This is a genomic window from Arthrobacter stackebrandtii (assembly GCF_017876675.1).
GTDB classification, from domain to species: domain Bacteria; phylum Actinomycetota; class Actinomycetes; order Actinomycetales; family Micrococcaceae; genus Specibacter; species Specibacter stackebrandtii.
The window spans coordinates 2,305,230-2,322,167 of record NZ_JAGIOI010000001.1 but is presented as its reverse complement, the minus strand read 5'-3'; the positions used below and the strand labels follow the sequence as shown (position 1 = coordinate 2,322,167).

At 67.4% G+C, this 16,938-nt stretch carries 13 protein-coding genes; 3 read left to right on the top strand and 10 right to left on the bottom strand.

The annotated features are described in order from the left end of the window. Positions 1–79: 79 nt before the first annotated feature. A complete protein-coding gene (locus tag JOF48_RS09870) occupies positions 80–1,528 on the top strand; it encodes a PucR family transcriptional regulator (RefSeq protein WP_209680247.1) in 1,449 nt (482 codons plus the stop codon). A gap of 124 nt (positions 1,529–1,652) precedes the next feature. Here JOF48_RS09870 and JOF48_RS19615 read toward each other — a convergent pair whose 3' ends face one another. Both JOF48_RS19615 and JOF48_RS09855 read right to left on the bottom strand, forming a co-directional pair. Continuing rightward, positions 1,653–3,272 carry a hypothetical protein gene (locus JOF48_RS19615; protein WP_245346480.1) on the bottom strand — a complete coding sequence of 540 codons (1,620 nt, stop codon included), beginning with the start codon at positions 3,270–3,272 and terminating at the stop codon, positions 1,653–1,655. Positions 3,273–3,372: 100 nt separating this feature from the next. Continuing rightward, positions 3,373–4,686, bottom strand: coding sequence for a hypothetical protein (locus JOF48_RS09855; protein WP_209680238.1), 1,314 nt, complete (start codon positions 4,684–4,686; stop codon positions 3,373–3,375). Between the two features lie 212 nt (positions 4,687–4,898). On the opposite strand from JOF48_RS09855, the gene JOF48_RS09850 reads away from it, so the two are divergent. After that, positions 4,899–6,200 (top strand): MFS transporter, encoded by a 1,302-nt coding sequence (locus JOF48_RS09850; RefSeq protein ID WP_209680235.1) that lies wholly within the window; start codon positions 4,899–4,901, stop codon positions 6,198–6,200. A 221-nt stretch (positions 6,201–6,421) separates the two neighbouring features. On the opposite strand, the gene JOF48_RS09845 is transcribed toward JOF48_RS09850, so the two are convergent. From JOF48_RS09845 to JOF48_RS09815, 7 genes are all read right to left on the bottom strand, one after another. Beyond that, positions 6,422–7,882: an FAD-dependent oxidoreductase gene (locus JOF48_RS09845; RefSeq protein ID WP_209680233.1), complete on the bottom strand. Its 1,461-nt coding sequence runs from the start codon at positions 7,880–7,882 to the stop codon at positions 6,422–6,424. A 33-nt stretch (positions 7,883–7,915) separates the two neighbouring features. After that, positions 7,916–9,196 (bottom strand): uroporphyrinogen-III C-methyltransferase, encoded by a 1,281-nt coding sequence (gene cobA / locus JOF48_RS09840; protein WP_209680230.1) that lies wholly within the window; start codon positions 9,194–9,196, stop codon positions 7,916–7,918. Between the two features lie 291 nt (positions 9,197–9,487). Then, positions 9,488–10,384 carry an ABC transporter permease gene (locus JOF48_RS09835; RefSeq protein WP_209680227.1) on the bottom strand — a complete coding sequence of 299 codons (897 nt, stop codon included), beginning with the start codon at positions 10,382–10,384 and terminating at the stop codon, positions 9,488–9,490. Then, positions 10,377–11,162 carry an ABC transporter ATP-binding protein gene (locus JOF48_RS09830; RefSeq protein WP_209680224.1) on the bottom strand — a complete coding sequence of 262 codons (786 nt, stop codon included), beginning with the start codon at positions 11,160–11,162 and terminating at the stop codon, positions 10,377–10,379. The genes JOF48_RS09835 and JOF48_RS09830 overlap by 8 nt, the downstream gene beginning before the upstream one ends. Continuing rightward, positions 11,159–12,325, bottom strand: a complete 1,167-nt coding sequence (locus JOF48_RS09825; protein ID WP_209680221.1) for an ABC transporter substrate-binding protein — start codon at positions 12,323–12,325, stop codon at positions 11,159–11,161. Before JOF48_RS09825 ends, JOF48_RS09830 begins: the two co-directional genes overlap by 4 nt. A 188-nt stretch (positions 12,326–12,513) precedes the next feature. Beyond that, on the bottom strand, positions 12,514–13,692 hold the full coding sequence (locus JOF48_RS09820) for an ABC transporter substrate-binding protein (RefSeq protein WP_209680218.1): 1,179 nt from the start codon (positions 13,690–13,692) through the stop codon (positions 12,514–12,516). 86 nt (positions 13,693–13,778) lie between these two features. Continuing rightward, the gene (locus JOF48_RS09815) at positions 13,779–14,567 is read right to left on the bottom strand and encodes a helix-turn-helix transcriptional regulator (protein WP_209680215.1); all 789 of its coding nucleotides are present in this window, start codon (positions 14,565–14,567) and stop codon (positions 13,779–13,781) included. 91 nt (positions 14,568–14,658) lie between these two features. Between JOF48_RS09815 and JOF48_RS09810 the strand changes: the two genes are divergently transcribed. Continuing rightward, positions 14,659–15,174, top strand: a complete 516-nt coding sequence (locus JOF48_RS09810) for a VOC family protein (RefSeq protein ID WP_209680212.1) — start codon at positions 14,659–14,661, stop codon at positions 15,172–15,174. A 672-nt stretch (positions 15,175–15,846) separates the two neighbouring features. Here JOF48_RS09810 and JOF48_RS09805 read toward each other — a convergent pair. Beyond that, positions 15,847–16,833, bottom strand: coding sequence for a GTP pyrophosphokinase (locus JOF48_RS09805; protein WP_209680200.1), 987 nt, complete (start codon positions 16,831–16,833; stop codon positions 15,847–15,849). Positions 16,834–16,938: the final 105 nt, after the last annotated feature.

Below are 16,938 nucleotides of genomic sequence, written 5' to 3'. Positions count from 1 at the left end.
AGGCTGAGCACCCAGTCGAACCGAATAGCCATCTGCACCACCGCACCCGTTCGCTGTAGTGCGTTTGTATAGTTGATGCATGGCACTTTCACTGGCGGACCTCCTGGGCACACCCACACTGTCGCTCAAGAACATGGGTTCCAGCCGCACACCTCTGACCGCCGCCATTGACTGGGTGGCCGTCACCGAGCTGGAGAATCCGCAATCGTTCCTCAGCGGCGGGGAACTGGTGCTGACCACGGGGGCCCGGCAGGGCACCGCCGATGCACAGCGTTCCTTTGTCCGACAGATCAAGCGGGCGGGCGCCGTCGGAATTGGCTTTGGCATTGGTTTTGAACACGCCGCGGTGCCGCCTGCCCTCATTGCGGAGGCCAACCGCTGGGGCGTGCCTGTGGTGGAGGTCCCGTATGGCACCCCGTTCATCGCCATCGGCAAGCTCGTGGCCGACGCCCTTTCATCCGACCACTACATCAAGCTCGAGCGCCTGCTCCGTGAGCACCAGGTGCTGGCGCGGGCGCTGCTGACCGGCGGCGGGCTGCCGGCGCTGCTGGCCAAGCTCTCGGCGATGGTGGGCTCGGAGCTGCTCATCACCCAGTACGGCGGCGTGGTCTCCTCCACGGATCCGGGCACCATTCCGGACGACGGCGCCTGGCATGCGGTTGCGCTGTCGACAGGCAAGCGGGATGCCAGCACGCTCTGGCTGCGCAAGCCGTTTCACGACGACGGGATCGTTGACTATGCACGCGGGCTGATCAGCATCGAGCTGAACAACCTGATGCAGCGGCGCCAGGCGGCACGGCAGATCGCCGGGCAGGTCATCTCCGACGTCATCCGGGGCACGCTGGAACCGGCCGACTCCGCCGCCCGGCTGGAAAATCTCGGCATCTCCCCCTCGGCAAAGAACTTTGTGCTGCTGGCAAGCTGCGACGAGAACAGGTTTGCCACACTGGCCACCATCAGCCTGCCCGCGGGCCTGGAGGAAGCCGTTACTGCCACCATCCAGTCCGAAGGGCGGCAGGAACTGCTGCTGGTGGTGCCGACCGGGGCCGGAGACCCGGCAGCCCTCGGCAGGGCCCTGAACCACCAAATGCACAACATCGGTGTCACCGCCCCGGTAGGGATCGGCGGCGCCTACTCACAGGCCAACGGCCTGCGCTGGAGCTACTTTGAGGCGCGTGAGGCGGCCACCCGGGGGTTGGAAGTCAACGTTCCGGAGCGGTTGAGCCTGACTTCCCTCCTTTTGGCCAGTGAGGACGTGCCGATGGCAGACATGGCCGCCGAGGCGCTGGGTCCGCTGGCTGCCTTCGACGCCGCCCATGGCGCCGAGCTGCTGGACACCCTGGAAACGTACCTGCGGCTCAACGGTTCCGTGGCCGCCGTGGCTGACGCCATGTCCCTGCACAGGAACACCGTCAGGTACCGGCTGACGCAGATTGCCGAGTTGACCGGATACGACCCCGCGCTGACGCCGGACCGCGTCCAATTGTGGCTGGCCCTCGCGGTGCGCAGGATTTCCCCGCCGTCCTGACAGTACTTGGGCGGATCGTTCTCCCCGCTGGACGGGGATTGCTTCTCCCCGTCCAGGGACGGCATGCCTGTTGGTGCGGGAACCGGCTGCTGTGCCGCTTCCCGCACCAACCGTGGCGCGTCACCTAGATGCGGGCGACTGTCGGCTGCACCTTGCGCAGGCGCAGCAGCACAAACCCTGCGAACAACGCGAGCACGCTCCACAGGATCGGCCACCAACCGGTGCCGGTGTAGGCCAGCTGGGCAGGAAGCGCTGCTCCCACCGGCTGGACGGCTGATGCCAGGGGCTGGACAGCCGATCCCATGGGGTGCACCTGAACTGCTTCAGCAACAACCACTGTGCCTGCAGGTGCCGTGATGCCTACCGGCACGACGACCGCCGGGGTAGCGGGCGTCGCAGGCGTGGCCGGGGTTGCCGGCGTCGCGGGAGTGGCAGGCGTCGCAGGGGTGGCAGGGGTGGCAGGCGTGGCCGGGGTAGCCGGGGTCACCGGCGTCGCCGGAGTTACTGGCGTAGCCGGGACGACGGGCGTGGCAGGCACAACCGGCGTTGCCGGAGTCAGCGGCGTGGCCGGGATCCCGGGGACCACCACGTTGACGGCCGTCGATCCGGTTGAAACTGCGTTGCCCAGAACAGCCACCGCGTTGCCGGAAACGTTCACCGGAACCGTGACCGGAGCGGCCACCTGGACGTTGCCCAGAACGTCGCCAACGAGCCCGCCGAGCAGGCCTCCGTCACCGGCAGGCGCTGCGGCAGCGCCACCGGTTGTGGATTCCTGGTTCACGGCAGGTGCCGTGGTGGTGTTGGTTGCCGTGGAGTCCTTGGAAACTGCGTTGCCCAAAACGCCCACCGCGTTGCCGGAAACGTTCACCGGAACCGTGACGGGAACGGCCACCTGGACATTGCCCAGAACGTCGCCAACGATCCCTCCGAGCAGGCCAGTGTCAGCGGGCGAAGGAGCAGCGGGTGCCGGTGCGGCAACCTGCTCAACGGCAGGTGCCGTGGTGGTGTTGCTTGCTGCCGAATCCGAGGAAACGGCGTTGCCCAAAACGCCCACCGCGTTGCCGGAAACATTGACCGGAACCGTGACGGGAACGGCCACCTGGACATTGCCCAGAACATCGCCAACGATCCCTCCGAGGAGGCTCGTGTCGGCCGGTGCCGGTGCAGCGGGTGCCGGTGCCGCCGACTGCTCAGCGGCAGGCACCGCGGTGGTGTTGCTCGCTGCGGAATCCGCGGAAACGGCGTTTCCGGCAACGCCGACAGCATTGCCGGATACATTCACGGGTACAGTCACGGGCACCGAGACCTGGACGTTGCCCAGGATGTCGCCGGCCAACCCGCCGAGGAGGCTGGTGTCGGCCGGCCCGGGAACGGGAGCCGGTGCCGCCGACTGCTCAACGGCAGGCGCCGCGGTGGTGTTGCTTGCCGCAGAGTTCTTGGAAACAGCGTTCCCGGCAACACCAACCGCGTTGCCCGATACGTTCACCGGAACCGTCACGGGCACCGCAACCTGGACGTTGTCCAGCGCGCCCCCAACCACGCCGGTGAGCAGCCCGCCCAGCAGGCCCTTGGAGCCTTGGCTGGCAGTGTCGGCCTGTGATGAGGTCTGCGAAACCGCGGACTGCGCAGCCGGGGTGGTGTCTGTGGTTGGCTGGTCTGCGGCACTTGCCGCACCAGCGCCGAGGGCGAGCAGCCCTCCGGCAAAGACCGCTGAGCACAGCGATCGACGAATAATGACATGCATGATGTCCAACTCCTGACTAAGATTTTTTGGCCTTGTCTGCGTGCGCAGTCCAAGGTAAGACCGTGGCCGTCCCGGCAATAGGCGGGAGGGCAGAGGTCATCTAGTCAGGTGTTGAGCCCGGGTCGGAGGGCTGGGAGGCAGGGAGTGGCCAGTCGACGTTGGGCAACGCCGCGGGCCCTCCTGCAAGTAGAAAAAGCTCGGAGGTGTTTTCGTGGGCAGCGGCGGCTCCGCCGGTGGCGCCTGAACCGCCGGCACCGGCCGATGACACGCCTGACGACGGGGCTGATGCGGGGCCGGTGGCCACGGCAGGCGCGCACGGTCCCACGGACGTGCGGCTGTCATCCGCGCCGCACACTGCTGAGGGGGCGCTGCCGCCCGGAACTGCCAGCACCGTCTGGGCGGGCGTCGCTGTTGCAGTGGAAGTGCCCGGCATGGCGGATGGAGCAAAGTACCGGGCCAGTACGTCGCGGCTGCTCGGTGCGGCCGGAGCATGCACGCTCACTGCCTCGGCGGATGCATCCTGGCCAGCGGCCTCGGTGCGGTTGCCCTTTGGCAGTTTCTCGGAATCAACAGCCTGATCCTGCTGTGGGGAAGAATTCTGCTGGCCTGTGAGGCCGTCGGCACCCTGCGGGACACTGCCAGGCACAACAGCACCGGCCTCGCCGGAAATCACAGGGGCTGAGGGAACGGCAGCGGGCGCGTCCGGGCTGGCCGGCGTCCCAGGGACCGAAGGTGCACCCGGGGTTCCGGGCTCCTGCGGAACCACAGGCGCAACGGGAGCAGCAGGCGTGACGGGAGTGGCCGGCGTCGGGCTCTCAGGGGAAACCGGCGGGACGGTCACGCCGGGGATGGCCGGGATGGCGGGGGCAACGACGTTGTCGACGACCTCCACGACCACGCCGGAGGTCCCTCCGGTAACGCCGGCCACGGTGTCGGTGACGCCGCCAACGATGGGGGCAACTGCCGTGGTGACGGGGTCCAGGACCGGCGCCGCCACCTCAACGACGGGGGCGGTTGCCTGCCCGACGGCGCCAAGGACGGGTGTGGTGACGGCCGAAACGACGTCGGTTACGGGCGGGACAACAGTTGTGGCGACCTCACGGACCGGGGACACAACGTTCTCAACGACGGGCACCTGGGTGAGGGTGTTTTCAACGTGGTCCGTGAGCCCGGTGACGGGTGCGGTGATCTTGCCCACGGTGCCGGGGCCGGTGATGTCCTTGACCACGGGAACCTGCGACAGCGTCTGGTCGACGACGCCCACAACGGGGTTCAGGATTCCGGAGAGGAGGCCGTGACGCGGGGCGGGCTGGGGATCCGATGTGGTCGAGGCAGATGCGCCGGTGGAACCGAGGAGGACAAACAACGCCAGAAAGAGGGAAACGCCCAAGGCGATGCGGACTGCGCGCGCCAAGGAACCGGCCAGCGGCAATGTAGCCTGCCCACTGTCCACCGCGCTCACCCCCAACGGCAATCCAAAAAATCGAGACCGTGCCATGTATCACAACACAAAGGCACCTGAGCCCCACATTACGACGCCTTGGCAAGAAATTCCACCATTAAAACCAATTTTCTGTTTTTACTAATTCCGGAGCCTTAGACATGGGACGTCTTACGGTTAAAGCAATGTCGCAACCTTTCCAGCACCCCCAGCCCGCTTCCTCCGCACCCAAGACCGGTCAGTCCGCAACGGCTCCCGCACCCGGAAAAAAGCTCGTGGCGGTGGTCGGAATTGTTGCCATTGTGCTGATCGGGCTCAACCTGCGCGCGGGCATTTCCAGCGCCTCGGCCCTGTACCACGACCTCCAGCTGGTCCTCGGATACGGCCCGCTCACCGCGGCACTCCTTCCTTCAATCCCCACGCTCAGCTTCGCCATTGCCGGCGCCGCGACGTCCTGGCTGGTCCGGCTGGTCGGCGTTGAGAAGGCCATCGCCATAGCCCTGGCCACGCTGACGGCGGGCCTGGCCCTGCGCGCCGTCCCCAGCGTGGGCATGCTGCTGCTGGGCACAGTGGTCAGCATGTCCGGCCTGGCCGTGTGCAATGTGGCCATGCCGTCGTTCATCCGCGAGCACTACGCCAGCCGCACCGCCGCCATGACCGGCGTCTACACCATCACAATGTCGCTGGGCGCCACGACCTCCGCCGCCGTCAGCGTCCCGCTCGCCATGAAACTCGGTTCGCCGTCGCTGGGCCTGGCCGCCTGGGCAATCCTCTCCGTGGTCACATTGCTGGCGTTCATCCCTGTCGCCCTCGCCGCCCACCGCCGCCCCGCACAGGCGCCCAGCCCGGCCACCTCCCCGTGGAAGCTGCTGAAAACCCGCCAGGGCCTGCTCATCACCGCCTTCTTCACCATCCAGGCAATCGCCGCCTACTCCATCATCAGCTGGCTGCCGCTGATCCTGATCGACGGCGGGCTCGACCCCGCCACCGCCGGGCTGATGCTGGGCCTGGCCCAGGTGGTCACCGTCGTGACAAACATCGGACTGCTCGCCATCGCGGCACGGCCCGGCGGCCTGCGCCTGGCGTTCATGCTCGCCAGCGGCTCCTACCTGCTCGGCGCCATCGCACTTCTTGTGCTCCCCGCCCAGGCCGCCGTGGGCCCGGCGCTGCTGCTCGGATTTGGCTTTGGCGTGTTTGCGCTGGTCCTGGTGGTCATCAGCAAGAGCGGCAGTACGACGGCGGAGGCCACCGCCATGTCAACCGTCGCCCAGTCGGTAGGGTATCTTTTGGGGACGCTGGGGCCGTTCGGACTGGGCCTGGCGCACACCCTCAGCGGCGGCTGGACTGTGCCGCTGATGCTGCTGGTGGCGGTGGCTGCCGTGCAGGTGGTGCTGGCATGGCTGCTGACGGCCACCGGACCCGCCAGCGCATCCCGCGACCTTGGCGGGCGGAACACCGGCGCCGTCACCCCGGTTCCGCTGGACTGACGGCCCCTGGCAATGCCCGGCACTCCCGCCGCGTCCCTTCGAGAGATCAGGTGCGATGGCGTTCGGCAAAATGCCACCATTGCCGTTGCTGCGATGGCGTCCATGGAAAACCAGCCATTGCTGCGATGGCGTCGATAAAAAATGCCGCCCGTGGCGGGCCGTGCCGCCGAAATGTCGGCGGCACGGCCCGCTGGGGGCGGCATTGGTGGATCCGGCTGAAGCTAGCCGACGATGGAGGCGCCGCGGGAGACGTTGACCATGTCCTCACGCGGGACCACCTTGATGCGTTCGCGCTGCACGGGGCCGTCCTCGGACGCTGCGGCACCGAGTGCCTTCTCGTGTGCGTCGAGTTCCAGCCAGCCTTCCCAGGTGGTGAATTCCACGCCGCGTGAATCGAGCAGCTCAACCACTGCGTCGGCGGCCGGGGTGGCAGCCAGTGGCAGCCCGTCGCGGTCGGAGAGCAGGTGGGTGATGGTTTCCAGTGCGTCGCCCTTGGTGCTGCCGATCAGGCCCACGGGACCGCGCTTGATCCAGCCCGTCGCATAGATGCCCGGCACGTGGGTTCCGTCGGCGCCCAGGACGCGTCCGCCGTCGTTCGTGACAACGCCGCGCTGGTGGTCAAACTCAACGTCCGGCAGGGCCGAGCCGAAGTAACCCACGGAGCGGTACACGGCCTGGACGGGGTAGTCGATGAACTCGCCGGTGCCGCGGGCGTTGCCCGTGCCGTCGAGCTCGGTGCGCTCAAACTTGATGCCTGAAACCTTGCCATCCGTGCCCGTGATCTCGACCGGGTTGTGCAGGAAGTGCAGGTGGAGGCGGCGCGAGGCACCCGTGGCGGGGTTGGCGGCGTCGTCTTCCTGCTCCACCAGCCAGTTGGTGAGCGTGTTGACCATGGTCTTGACCTGGTTGTTGGTCTTGATGGCCGCGTCGGAAGCCTCGTCGAAGTCGAAGTCCTCCTCGTACAGGACAATGTCGACGTCCTTGGAGTGGCTGAGCTCGCGCAGCTCCATGGGCGTGAACTTGACCTGGGCGGGGCCTCGGCGGCCGAAGATGTGCACGTCAGTGACGGGCGAGGCCAACAGGCCCTGATAGACGTTGTCGGGAATTTCAGTGACGAGCATGTCATCAGCGTGCTTGGACAGGACGCGGGCAACATCGAGGGCGACGTTGCCGTTGCCGATCACGGCGATTTCCTTGGCCGTCAGGGGCCATTCGCGGGAGACGTCCGGGTGTCCGTCGTACCAGGAGACGAAGTCGGCGCCGCCGTAGGAGCCGTCCAGCTCGATGCCGGGGATGTTCAGGTCCGCATCCTTGATGGCGCCGGTGGCGAAGATGACGGCGTCGTAGTGGTGCTGCAGGTCCTCAAGCGAGATGTCCGTGCCGTAGTCCACGTTGCCGAAGAAGCGGATGTCGCCGCGGTCCAGCACCTTGTAGAGGGCGTTGACGATTCCCTTGATGCGCGGGTGGTCCGGTGCCACGCCGTAGCGGATCAGGCCGTACGGCGCCGGGTAGCGGTCAAAGAGATCGATGCTGACAACCAGGCCGTCGCGCACTTCCTCGCTCTTGGTCAGCATGTCCGCCGCGTAGACGCCTGCCGGGCCGGAGCCAATGACGGCAATGCGCAGCGGGCGGTCCTGCGTTCCGGGCGTTGCTGAAGTGGTTGATGACACAGCTGTGCTCATTTCTTTGGGTTTCAAAGGGGCTTAGGGATAAGTCTAGGAGAGAGTTCTGGTAGTTTCCCGCGTGCCGTAAAAGTCGGTCGCGAGTTCGGCCGGTGCCAGCGGGCTGACCCGCACCACGTCGCCCACGACGACGACGGCCGGGTTGCGCACCTGCGCCGCCTGGGCCAGGGCTGCAATGGTGCCGAGCGTGCCGATGGTGACGCGCTGGTTTTTGGCGTAGCCGTTCTCAATGATGGCCACCGGGCAGTCCCTGCCGCGGCCGGCCGCCTCGAGGATCGGCATGGAACGGTTGAGGGTGCCCACGCCCATGAGCAGGACCACCGTGTGGTCGCTGCCGTGCGGGACGTTCTCGAGTTCCTCGTGGCCGCTGATCATGGTGAACGCCTTGGCCAGGCCGCGGTGCGTGACAGGGATGCCGGCGGCGGCCGGGACGCTGACGGCGCTGGTGACGCCGGGGACGACCTCCACGTCAACGCCGTTCTCACGGCAGGCGATGGCTTCCTCACCGCCGCGGCCCAGGACGTAGGGGTCCCCGCCCTTGAGCCGGACCACCCTGTTGCCGGCCTGGGCCTCACGGACCAGGATCGCGTTGATTTCCGTTTGCGGCACGGGGTGGTGGCCGGGCGTCTTGCCAACCTCGATGACCTTGACGTGTGCGCCCAGGGTTTCCAGCAGGCCGCGTGGGCCGAGCCGGTCTGCCACGACCACGTCGGCCTCGGCCAGGAGCCTGCGCCCGCGCACCGTGATGAGGTCCTCGGCGCCGGGGCCGCCGCCCACCAGTGCAACGCTTCCCCTGCGGTCCCGGCTGCGGCTGGGCTGCGCCGCAGGAGTGTCCCGGAACCTTCCCAGAGGCAGCTCCCCTGTTTCAAGTGATGCTGCGATGGCGTTGCGGATGGCCACGGCACGCAGCGGGTCTCCCCCGGCGTTGACGGCCACCTTGATGTCCTGGACCGTCGCAACGGCCGGGGTCCATGCTGCAGATTCCTGTGCATCGGAGCCATTGACGCACCAGGTGCGGTTGGCTTCGGCATCGGCCGCGACCTGTGCGTCGACGCCCTTGTTGTTTGTGGCGGCCACCGCGTACCAGGCGCCGGCCATGTCGGCGCTTTCGTAGCCGCGGGCGTGCCAGGTAAGCAGGCCGGCGTCGGCCAGTGCGCGGGCCGGGGCACTGAGAACCGGCGCCACCAGCGTGACCTGGGCTCCGGCGTCGAGCAGGGCCTTGGCGCGGCGGGACGCGACCGTGCCGCCGCCCACCACCAGGACGGGGCGGCCGAGCAGCCGGAGCGACGTTGGGTAAAGATCCACAATTGCCATAAGAGAGACCTTAGAGAAGTGCAATATCTGCGGACAAGGGGCGCGTTACACCAGTTCATGCGGCGTCATGTGGAGTCACAATTGGGTGCCGTGCCAACGAGCCCACACAAGACAAATATGACCCCCAAAAAAATTCAGCTTTTTGGGGGCCATGATTGTGGTTTCGAGGCGTCGAGGGGGCCTTTGTCCGCGCGCCGAGGCGAGCCGTTGTCCGCGCGACGTGCGTGGGCCCGCAGTGTTGGCGCCGGCGACGCCTCAATGGCATAAATTGCCGGTTCAGGGGCGGCGGGGCTACCGCGTGCTGCCGGCGAGCAGGCCGCGCCCGCGCAGGAGGCGCTTTTCCACTGGTGCGAACACCACGAGCTCCACGAGGATGCCCACGAAGAGGATGATCAGGATCGCGGACATGACGATGCCCATGTCGGAGAGCTGGCGGCCCTGTTCCAGCAGCGAGCCCAGGCCGAAGCCGAGCGAGCCGCCCATGGCAATGATTTCAGCGGCCATGAGGGAGCGCCATGAGAACGCCCAGCCCTGCTTGAGGCCGCCAACGTAGCCGGGCAGTGCGGCCGGCAGGACCACGTGTGTAGCCATCTCCCAGCGTGAAGCGCCCAGGATCTGGCCCACGCGGCGGTACTGCGGCGGGATTTGGTCCACGCCGGCAATGAGCCCGTTGATGATGGACGGGATGGCGCCCATGAACATGACGAAGTAGACGGTGGCGTCGGTCAGGCCGAACCAGATGATGGCGGCCGGCACCCAGGCCACCGACGGCAGCACCTGCAGCCCGGAAATCAGCGGCCCAAACGCGCGCCGCAGCAACCGGACCTGCGAGAGCAGCAGGCCGATGGGGGTGGCCACCACGATGCTGATGGCGAAGCCCATGATGCCGCGCTGCAGCGACGTCCAGACGGCCTCCCACGCCGTGCCCTCGGACCACAGGGAGCCGAGCGACCCCAGCACGTCCAGCGGGCCGGGCACCAGGTCGCGGCGGCGGAGCCCCAGCGAAACGTAGAACTGCCAGGCCAGCAGCACCACAACAAATGCGGCCAGCGGCAGCAGCACCCGGGACCAGTCGACACTGCGCCGTTCAGCGGCCTCTGACTGCAGCGAATCCAGGCCCGCCTCGAGCGAGCGCATCTCTTCTTCCGTGCCGCTCTTGAGCATGGGCGACGTTACTGTTTCAGGCATGTTTGCGGATCTCCTGGCGCAATCGGGCGGTGATGTCGGCGGTGAGGGCACCGGCGGCGCCGGGATCCGTGCGGTGCTCGTCGGAGACGTCCCATTCGGCCACCACCCGCCCCGGCCTGGAGGAGAGCAGCAGCACGCGCTGCCCCAGCCGGACGGCCTCGCGCACGTTGTGGGTGACAAAGATGATGGTCCGGCCGGTCTCTTTCCAGACCCGTTCCAGTTCGTTGTGCAGCAGGTCGCGGGTGATGGCGTCCAGCGCGGCAAAGGGCTCGTCCATGAGCAGCAGCGGCCGGTCCTGCGCCAGCGACCGTGCCAGCGCAACCCTCTGGCGCATGCCGCCGGACAGCTCGTGCGGACGCTTGTCCATCGAGTGCCCCAGGTTCACCAGATCAAGCAGCTCCGCGGCACGCACCCGGCGTTCGGCCTTCCCCACGCCGCGCAACTTCAGGGCCATTTCCACGTTCCCGCGCGCACTGAGCCACGGAAACAGCGACGAATCCTGGAACATGAACGCGGCACCTTCCTCCGGCACCTCGAGAGCACCCGCGGACGGCACGTCGAGCCCGGAAATGATGTTCAGCAGCGTCGACTTTCCGCACCCGGAGGCTCCCAGGAGCGCCACAAACTCGCCCTGGCGGACGGTGGCGTTGATGTCCTCCAGTACGGGGGCGCCGGAGCCAAAGCGCTTGCCCAGGTTTTCTAGTACGACGGCGGGTGCCCGGCCTGCGCTGCCGGCTTCCCCGCGGCTTTCAGTTTCGGCAATCAGCAGCTCGGTCATTCCGCACCCAATCCTGCCGCCGTCACGGTGTCCCCGCCGGCAGCTTGTAGCACCTTGTTAAGCAATGAAAGGTCAAACAGTCCGTTCAGGTCCGCGGGCTTGGAAACGCCCGACTCGACCCCGTGGTCCAGCAGTGTGGGGAAGGTTCCCGCCAGCGGGTCGGAGGTAAACTCCAGTTCCTCGAGCGAGCGGGCAATGACGTCGTCATCGAGCGGCTGCCCGATGGCCTCAACCAGCGCCTCGTTGATCACCCCGGCCGCCTCGCCGGGATGGTTGTCCAGCCAGGCCACGGATTCAATGTGCCCGGCCAGCAACGCCTCCACGGTCTGCGGGTGCGCCGCCAGGAAGGACTTGTTCACGGCCAGCACCGTGGTGCTGAACTCGCCCTTGTCCCAGAGCTCGGCCTCGTTGACCAGGACCTTGGCCCCGGCCTGCAGCACCAGGCGGGAGGCCCACGGTTCGGCGACCCATGCGCCGTCGATCTTTCCGTCCTGGAACAGCCGCAGGGTCTGGGCGTTGGTGGTGGGGGTGATGTTGACGTCGCCGCCGCCGGAGGGGGTGGTTTTAAGGCCGTGCCCGTCCAGCCACGTGCGCAGGGCCACGTCCTGGGTCCCGCCCAGCTGCGGGGTGGCGACGGTCTTCCCGCGGAGCCCGGCCGCGTCGGAGATGCCCGGGCGGACCACAAACTGTGCCCCGCCCGACGCCGCCCCGGCAATGATGCGGATCGATTCGCCGCCGCTTTGCACGTACGAGTTCAAGGCCGGGTTGGGGCCCAGGTAGGCGGCGTCAATCGCGCCCGCGTTCAGCGCCTCCACCGTGGCCGGGCCCGAGGTGAACACCTGGGTGTTCAGCTTCGTGGCCCCCAATTCCGCCCCGAAGATGCCCTTCTCCACGCCCACCAGCGCCGGGCCGTGCGTGATGTTGCCAAAGTAGCCAAGATTGACGACGGCGGCCGGGGCTGCGGCAGGTGCCCCGGCCTCCCCGCCGTCCTGTGCGTTGACGCCTGCCACGGCCGCACCGGCGCCAATCAAGGCAACCAGGGCGGTCACGAGCAGGATTTCCAGGCCGCGCATTGTGCCCTGGGGCTTCTCCCCGGCAACGATGCGTTTGAGCCGCAAGGGCTGGGCCGGCTGCGGTGTGGCAGCGTCTGCGCGTGTAGTCATGGTTAAACGGTAGGGAAAGCCGGGCCTGTGCTTCAATGGACGGGACTCCCAAGGTCACGGTTGTTCATGCGGCGTCACATTCGGGACATATTTCGAGCCTTCACTTGTATGGACGGCGCCCTTGCCTGTGGCCGGGCCGCCGGCACCGGACAGGAAGCCCGGGTGCCGGCCGTCCGAAATGGTGCTGCTCAGTCGAGGCCGGCGGCGGAGACTTCCGGCGCCCCGTCCTTGGCCAGGATCTTGTTCAGCGGTGCCAGGTCAAAGATTCCTGACAGGTCCGCGTCCTTTCCCACACCCGCCGTGACGCCGGCTGCCAGCAGTTTCGGGAAGGTGTGTGCCAGAGGGTCCGGGGAGAACTTCAGTTCGGTCAGGGACCGGTCGATGACGTCGGCGGGCAGTTCCTTGCCGGCCGCGGTCTTGAGGGCTGCGTTGACAGAGGCCGCGGCATCCTGCGGGTGGGCGTTGAGCCAGTCGATGGACTCCTTGTTCCCTTCCAGCAGGGCGTCCACGGTTTGCGGGTGCTCTTTCAGGAAGGCCTTGCTGACAATCAGGATGGTGGTGGCGAAGTCGCCGTCCTCCCAAAGGTCGGCCTCGTTGACCAGCACCTTGGCCCCGGCCTGCAACACCAGGCGGGAGGCCCACGGTTCCGGCAGCCAGGCGCCGTCGAGCTTGCCTTCCTGGAACAACTTCAGGGTGCTGGCGTTGTCGGTGGGGTTGATGGTGACGTCGCCGCCGCCGCTGGGCGTGGTGGCCAGGCCCTCCCCGGCCAGCCAGGACCGCAGGGCAACATCCTGCGTGCCGCCCAGCTGCGGACTGGCAAGCACCTTGCCGCGCAACTGGGCCGCCGAGGTGATTTCGGGCCTGACCACCAGCTGCGCGCCGCCGCTCGTGGCCCCGGCGACGATGCGGATGGACTCGCCGCCGCTCTTCACGAAGGAGTTGATCGCCGGGTTGGGGCCGAGGTAGGCGGCGTCGATGGCCCCGGCGTTCAGGGCCTCGATGGCTGAGGGGCCGGCGTTGAACACCTGCGTTTTCAGTTCGGTGGCGCCCAGGTGCTTGGCGAGGATGCCGTCGTTGACGCCGATCAGGGCCGGTGCGTGGGTGACGTTGGCAAAGTAGCCGAGCCGGAGCTCGGCGGCGGGGGCTGCGGCGGCGGGCTGGTCAGGCGCAGTGTTGCGTCCGGCGTTCACGGCGGCCACTGCCGCCCCGGCTCCCACCAGGGCCACCACGGCCACGAGCGCCGCGATCTCCAGTCCGCGCAGTTTGCGCCGGGGTTTTGCGCCCGCCTCCACGCGGGTTGTCTTCAGCGGCGAGGCGCTTCCGGGGGTCGGTTCTTCGGGCGTTTTGGGTGCTGTGTATTTTGTCATTTCCCTAGGCTAGGGACGCCGGGGACGCGGGCGGAAGCCAATCGACGCGGTACGTCACGGGCGTTCACGCGCCGTCACAAAGCCCGTCACCCCTGCCCTGAATGCCGCCGGTAGCTGCTGGGCGCAAAGCCCAGGACCCGCTGGAAATCGTTGGCCAGGTGCGACTGGTCTGCGTAGCCAAACTCCGCCGCCACCTCGGCCAGGTCCATTTCCGGATGACTGCGGGCCCGGTCCGCTGCCTCCTGCAGCCGGCGCCGCCTGATCAGCGCAGCCGGGCCCAGCCCCACGTACTTCTTCGCCAGCCGCTGCAGCGTCCGCACAGACACCGCCAGCCCCTCCGCCACGTCCTCGACCCGCACCAGTGCCGGGTTCCCCGCAATCAGCGCGGCCATGGCGTTCGCCAGCCGCGCCTCATCGGAGACTTTGGGCGACTGCTCCGCCAGCCATTCCGCGACCACGGCAACCGCCTGCGCGCGCCGCCTCCCGCCGTCGGAAATCTCCATGGCCTGCACGACGGCGCCGCGCAGCCCGGGTGCCGCAACCTCCAGCCTGGCGTCGCGCAGCCCTGCAGGATTGGCGGTAAACAGCGGCACCGCAGCCGGCTGCAGGAGGGCGCCAACTGCCCAGCCCCGCCCGGCAAGGTCCTGGTTTGAGACCGTGGTGGTGGGGCCGGCGAACTCCACCACGTCGCGTTGGATTGCCAGGTTGGAGGCGGGAAAAGACAGCACCTGCTGCCGCGAAGACCGCCCGGGCTCGATGTCCCACTCCGGGATCCAGAACCATTGGACCAGCTCGGCCACCTCTGCGGGCGCAGGCAGCCGGTGGAACTCGGGCAGGCGTGCGGGGTACAGGATTCCCTTGAATTCGTGGTCCACGGGGACAGTCTATGGTCCAGGCTCCTCCCCCGGTCCGGGATGTCGCGAATCTACAAGCCTGCGGCCTCTGCGGGGCCATAGCGTTGAGGCCATGAACAAGCCAGCAGAGATCGAAAAGACAGCGGCCGCGGACGGCCGGTACACCAGCAACGGCGTTCCCGGCGGGTTCAGCAGCCTGACCCCGTTCCTTGCCATCCCCCAGGCAGCCGGGGCCATGGCGTTTTACGCCGAGGTCTTTGGCGCCCGCACCATCTCCAGCATGGAGTTTGGCGGCGTGGTGGTCCATGCGGAAATGGACTTCGGCCAGGGCCGGCTGCAGTTGGGCGAGCCAAATCCGCAGTACCACCTGGTGGCGCCGCCCGCCGGGGAAGACGACGTGTACTCCATGGGCTTTTACTGCCCGGATGTTGACGCCGTGGTGGAGCGGGCCGTCCGGGCCGGTGCTGCCGTCCGGGAGCCGGTGGCCAATTTTGCCTCCGGCGACCGCTTTGCCAGCATCCGCGACCCGTTCGGCGTGCGGTGGTCCATCATGACCCGCGTCGAGGACCTTTCCGAGGAGGAGAGCACTGCCCGCGTCGAGGCATGGGCGGCCACCCAAAACGGCTAGCGGCGGGCATCGCACCCGGCAGTGGCGGCCCCGGGCGCGCCGGGCCTGTTCCCGGGTTGTTCCCGGTCCGGCCCGCCCAGGGACAGGGGCGTGCCGGGCCGGGTCCTTGCACGGACGGCCGCGAACCGGGCACACCCCCCGGTTCCCGGCCGAACCGGCAACAGCAGAGCAAAGTCCCCCAAACCGTACTTTACTCAGCCGTTGCCGCTCCGGCCGTCCTTGCGAATCGGCCAGCCGTGCAAGGCTGTGCGCTGGAATGGGCAGGCCGCCGGCCGTTTCTTACGGTGGCAGATCACGCGAAGAAATTGTGGGCTGCCTGCCAATTCCTGTCCCCACCAGGTGAAGACAAAAGGGAGCCTAACAGTACGATGGCGGGCCCTGCCCGGGGCCTGCGGCCATGTTGGCCATATCAAGGCGGGCCCTGCGGGCGGCATCTGCCCTGCCTGTTCTTTTGGACAGGGGCGCCGCACCGCCACCGCGCCGTTCATCGCATTTCAACGGCGATTCGGCGTGATTGGGCAGTATTTTCCCGGCGCCATTGTCCAAAAGGACAGCTCAGCAGTTGTTGCCAATTCTTTACCATGCAAACGCATGTTATGCATGAACGGATGCCGGAACACGGCGACAGGCAAGGCTGAAGCCATCCTGCCCGGCCGAGACCGGCGGCCGGCGTCAGTGGCCGTCGAGCTCGTTGCGGAGCTTGCGCAGGCGGGAGCGGAGCTTGGATTCGCGGTTGCGGTCGCTGCCCACGGACTTGGTGGCGTCCACGTGCGACTCCCCGAATGTCTGCAGCAAGAGGTCGTCGGCGACGCGGACCTGACCGGGGTTGAAGCGGTATTCCATGAGCTTGGCCACCTGCTGCGAATCGATGGAGTGGAACCACTCCTCGGCCGCATTGACCGTGTCGATCCCGTTGGCGGCGAGGACGTGCACCATCCAGTCGTACTGGTTTTCCTTGCTGCTGCGGTAGTTCGGGAAGGCGCGGGTCAGCACTCCCTGGAGGGATCCGGCGTCGAGCAGCTGTTCCTGGGCGCCGGTGTCCACTGCCAGGTGGGCCTGTTGGCGCTTGAGGATGTCGGCAATGTTCACGAACTGCTGGTCGGCCAGCTCAATCAGGGTGGAGGCCATGGTGAAGGCACGGCTGATCTCGGCATTGTCGCCGCTGGAACCCTTGAAGCGGATGTCGTGCTCAAACTCGGCCCAGGCATGCTGGAGGACCGTGCGGATCTGCACCTCAAAGCGGTACCCGCCGAAGTCCTTGCAGTTGGTGGGCGGCCGGTCCGTGGGGACCTCCAGCGTCAGGTGCCGCCCGGCGTAGCCGATGCCGCCATTCTTGCGCATGATGGCGGTCTTGTCCTCGTCGTCATGGCAGATGAACTGGCTGGTGAGGGCAATGGCCACGGCGTCGATGTCCGACTCCACATACAGGATGACCCGCACGCCGATGAGGTCGTCCAGCCGCTCAAGGCCGCCGGGGTACTTGAGCAGCCCGTCGTGGTCGCGACGCGACATTTTCTCCGCCGCGGAGTCCGATGACTTCACCCGGAACTCCACGTCGTGGTGGTTCAGCCCGTCATCGTGGAGCCTGCCCACTATGGTGTCCCGGATGGCCTGCGCGGCCTCCTGGAGGGTTGCCTGTTGGAATCGTGATTCGTCCATGGCATGCCCCGCATCTTCCACGGTCTGGCTTTCGATGGTGTCCCCCTGGCGCGTTCCGGCCGGTCAATTCCCGGCCTATCTCAAATTCTCCCAGCTTTGCAGGGC

Excerpts from the sequence above, each read along its gene's own strand:
- JOF48_RS09870 (WP_209680247.1), top strand. The coding sequence starts at position 80 with ATGGCACTTTCACTGGCGGACCTCCTGGGCACACCCACACTGTCGCTC.
- JOF48_RS19615 (WP_245346480.1), bottom strand. The coding sequence starts at position 3,272 with ATGCATGTCATTATTCGTCGATCGCTGTGCTCAGCGGTCTTTGCCGGA.
- JOF48_RS09850 (WP_209680235.1), top strand. The coding sequence starts at position 4,899 with ATGTCGCAACCTTTCCAGCACCCCCAGCCCGCTTCCTCCGCACCCAAG.
- JOF48_RS09845 (WP_209680233.1), bottom strand. The coding sequence starts at position 7,882 with ATGAGCACAGCTGTGTCATCAACCACTTCAGCAACGCCCGGAACGCAG.
- cobA (WP_209680230.1), bottom strand. The coding sequence starts at position 9,196 with ATGGCAATTGTGGATCTTTACCCAACGTCGCTCCGGCTGCTCGGCCGC.
- JOF48_RS09835 (WP_209680227.1), bottom strand. The coding sequence starts at position 10,384 with ATGCCTGAAACAGTAACGTCGCCCATGCTCAAGAGCGGCACGGAAGAA.
- JOF48_RS09830 (WP_209680224.1), bottom strand. The coding sequence starts at position 11,162 with ATGACCGAGCTGCTGATTGCCGAAACTGAAAGCCGCGGGGAAGCCGGC.
- JOF48_RS09825 (WP_209680221.1), bottom strand. The coding sequence starts at position 12,325 with ATGACTACACGCGCAGACGCTGCCACACCGCAGCCGGCCCAGCCCTTG.
- JOF48_RS09820 (WP_209680218.1), bottom strand. The coding sequence starts at position 13,692 with ATGACAAAATACACAGCACCCAAAACGCCCGAAGAACCGACCCCCGGA.
- JOF48_RS09810 (WP_209680212.1), top strand. The coding sequence starts at position 14,659 with ATGAACAAGCCAGCAGAGATCGAAAAGACAGCGGCCGCGGACGGCCGG.
- JOF48_RS09805 (WP_209680200.1), bottom strand. The coding sequence starts at position 16,833 with ATGGACGAATCACGATTCCAACAGGCAACCCTCCAGGAGGCCGCGCAG.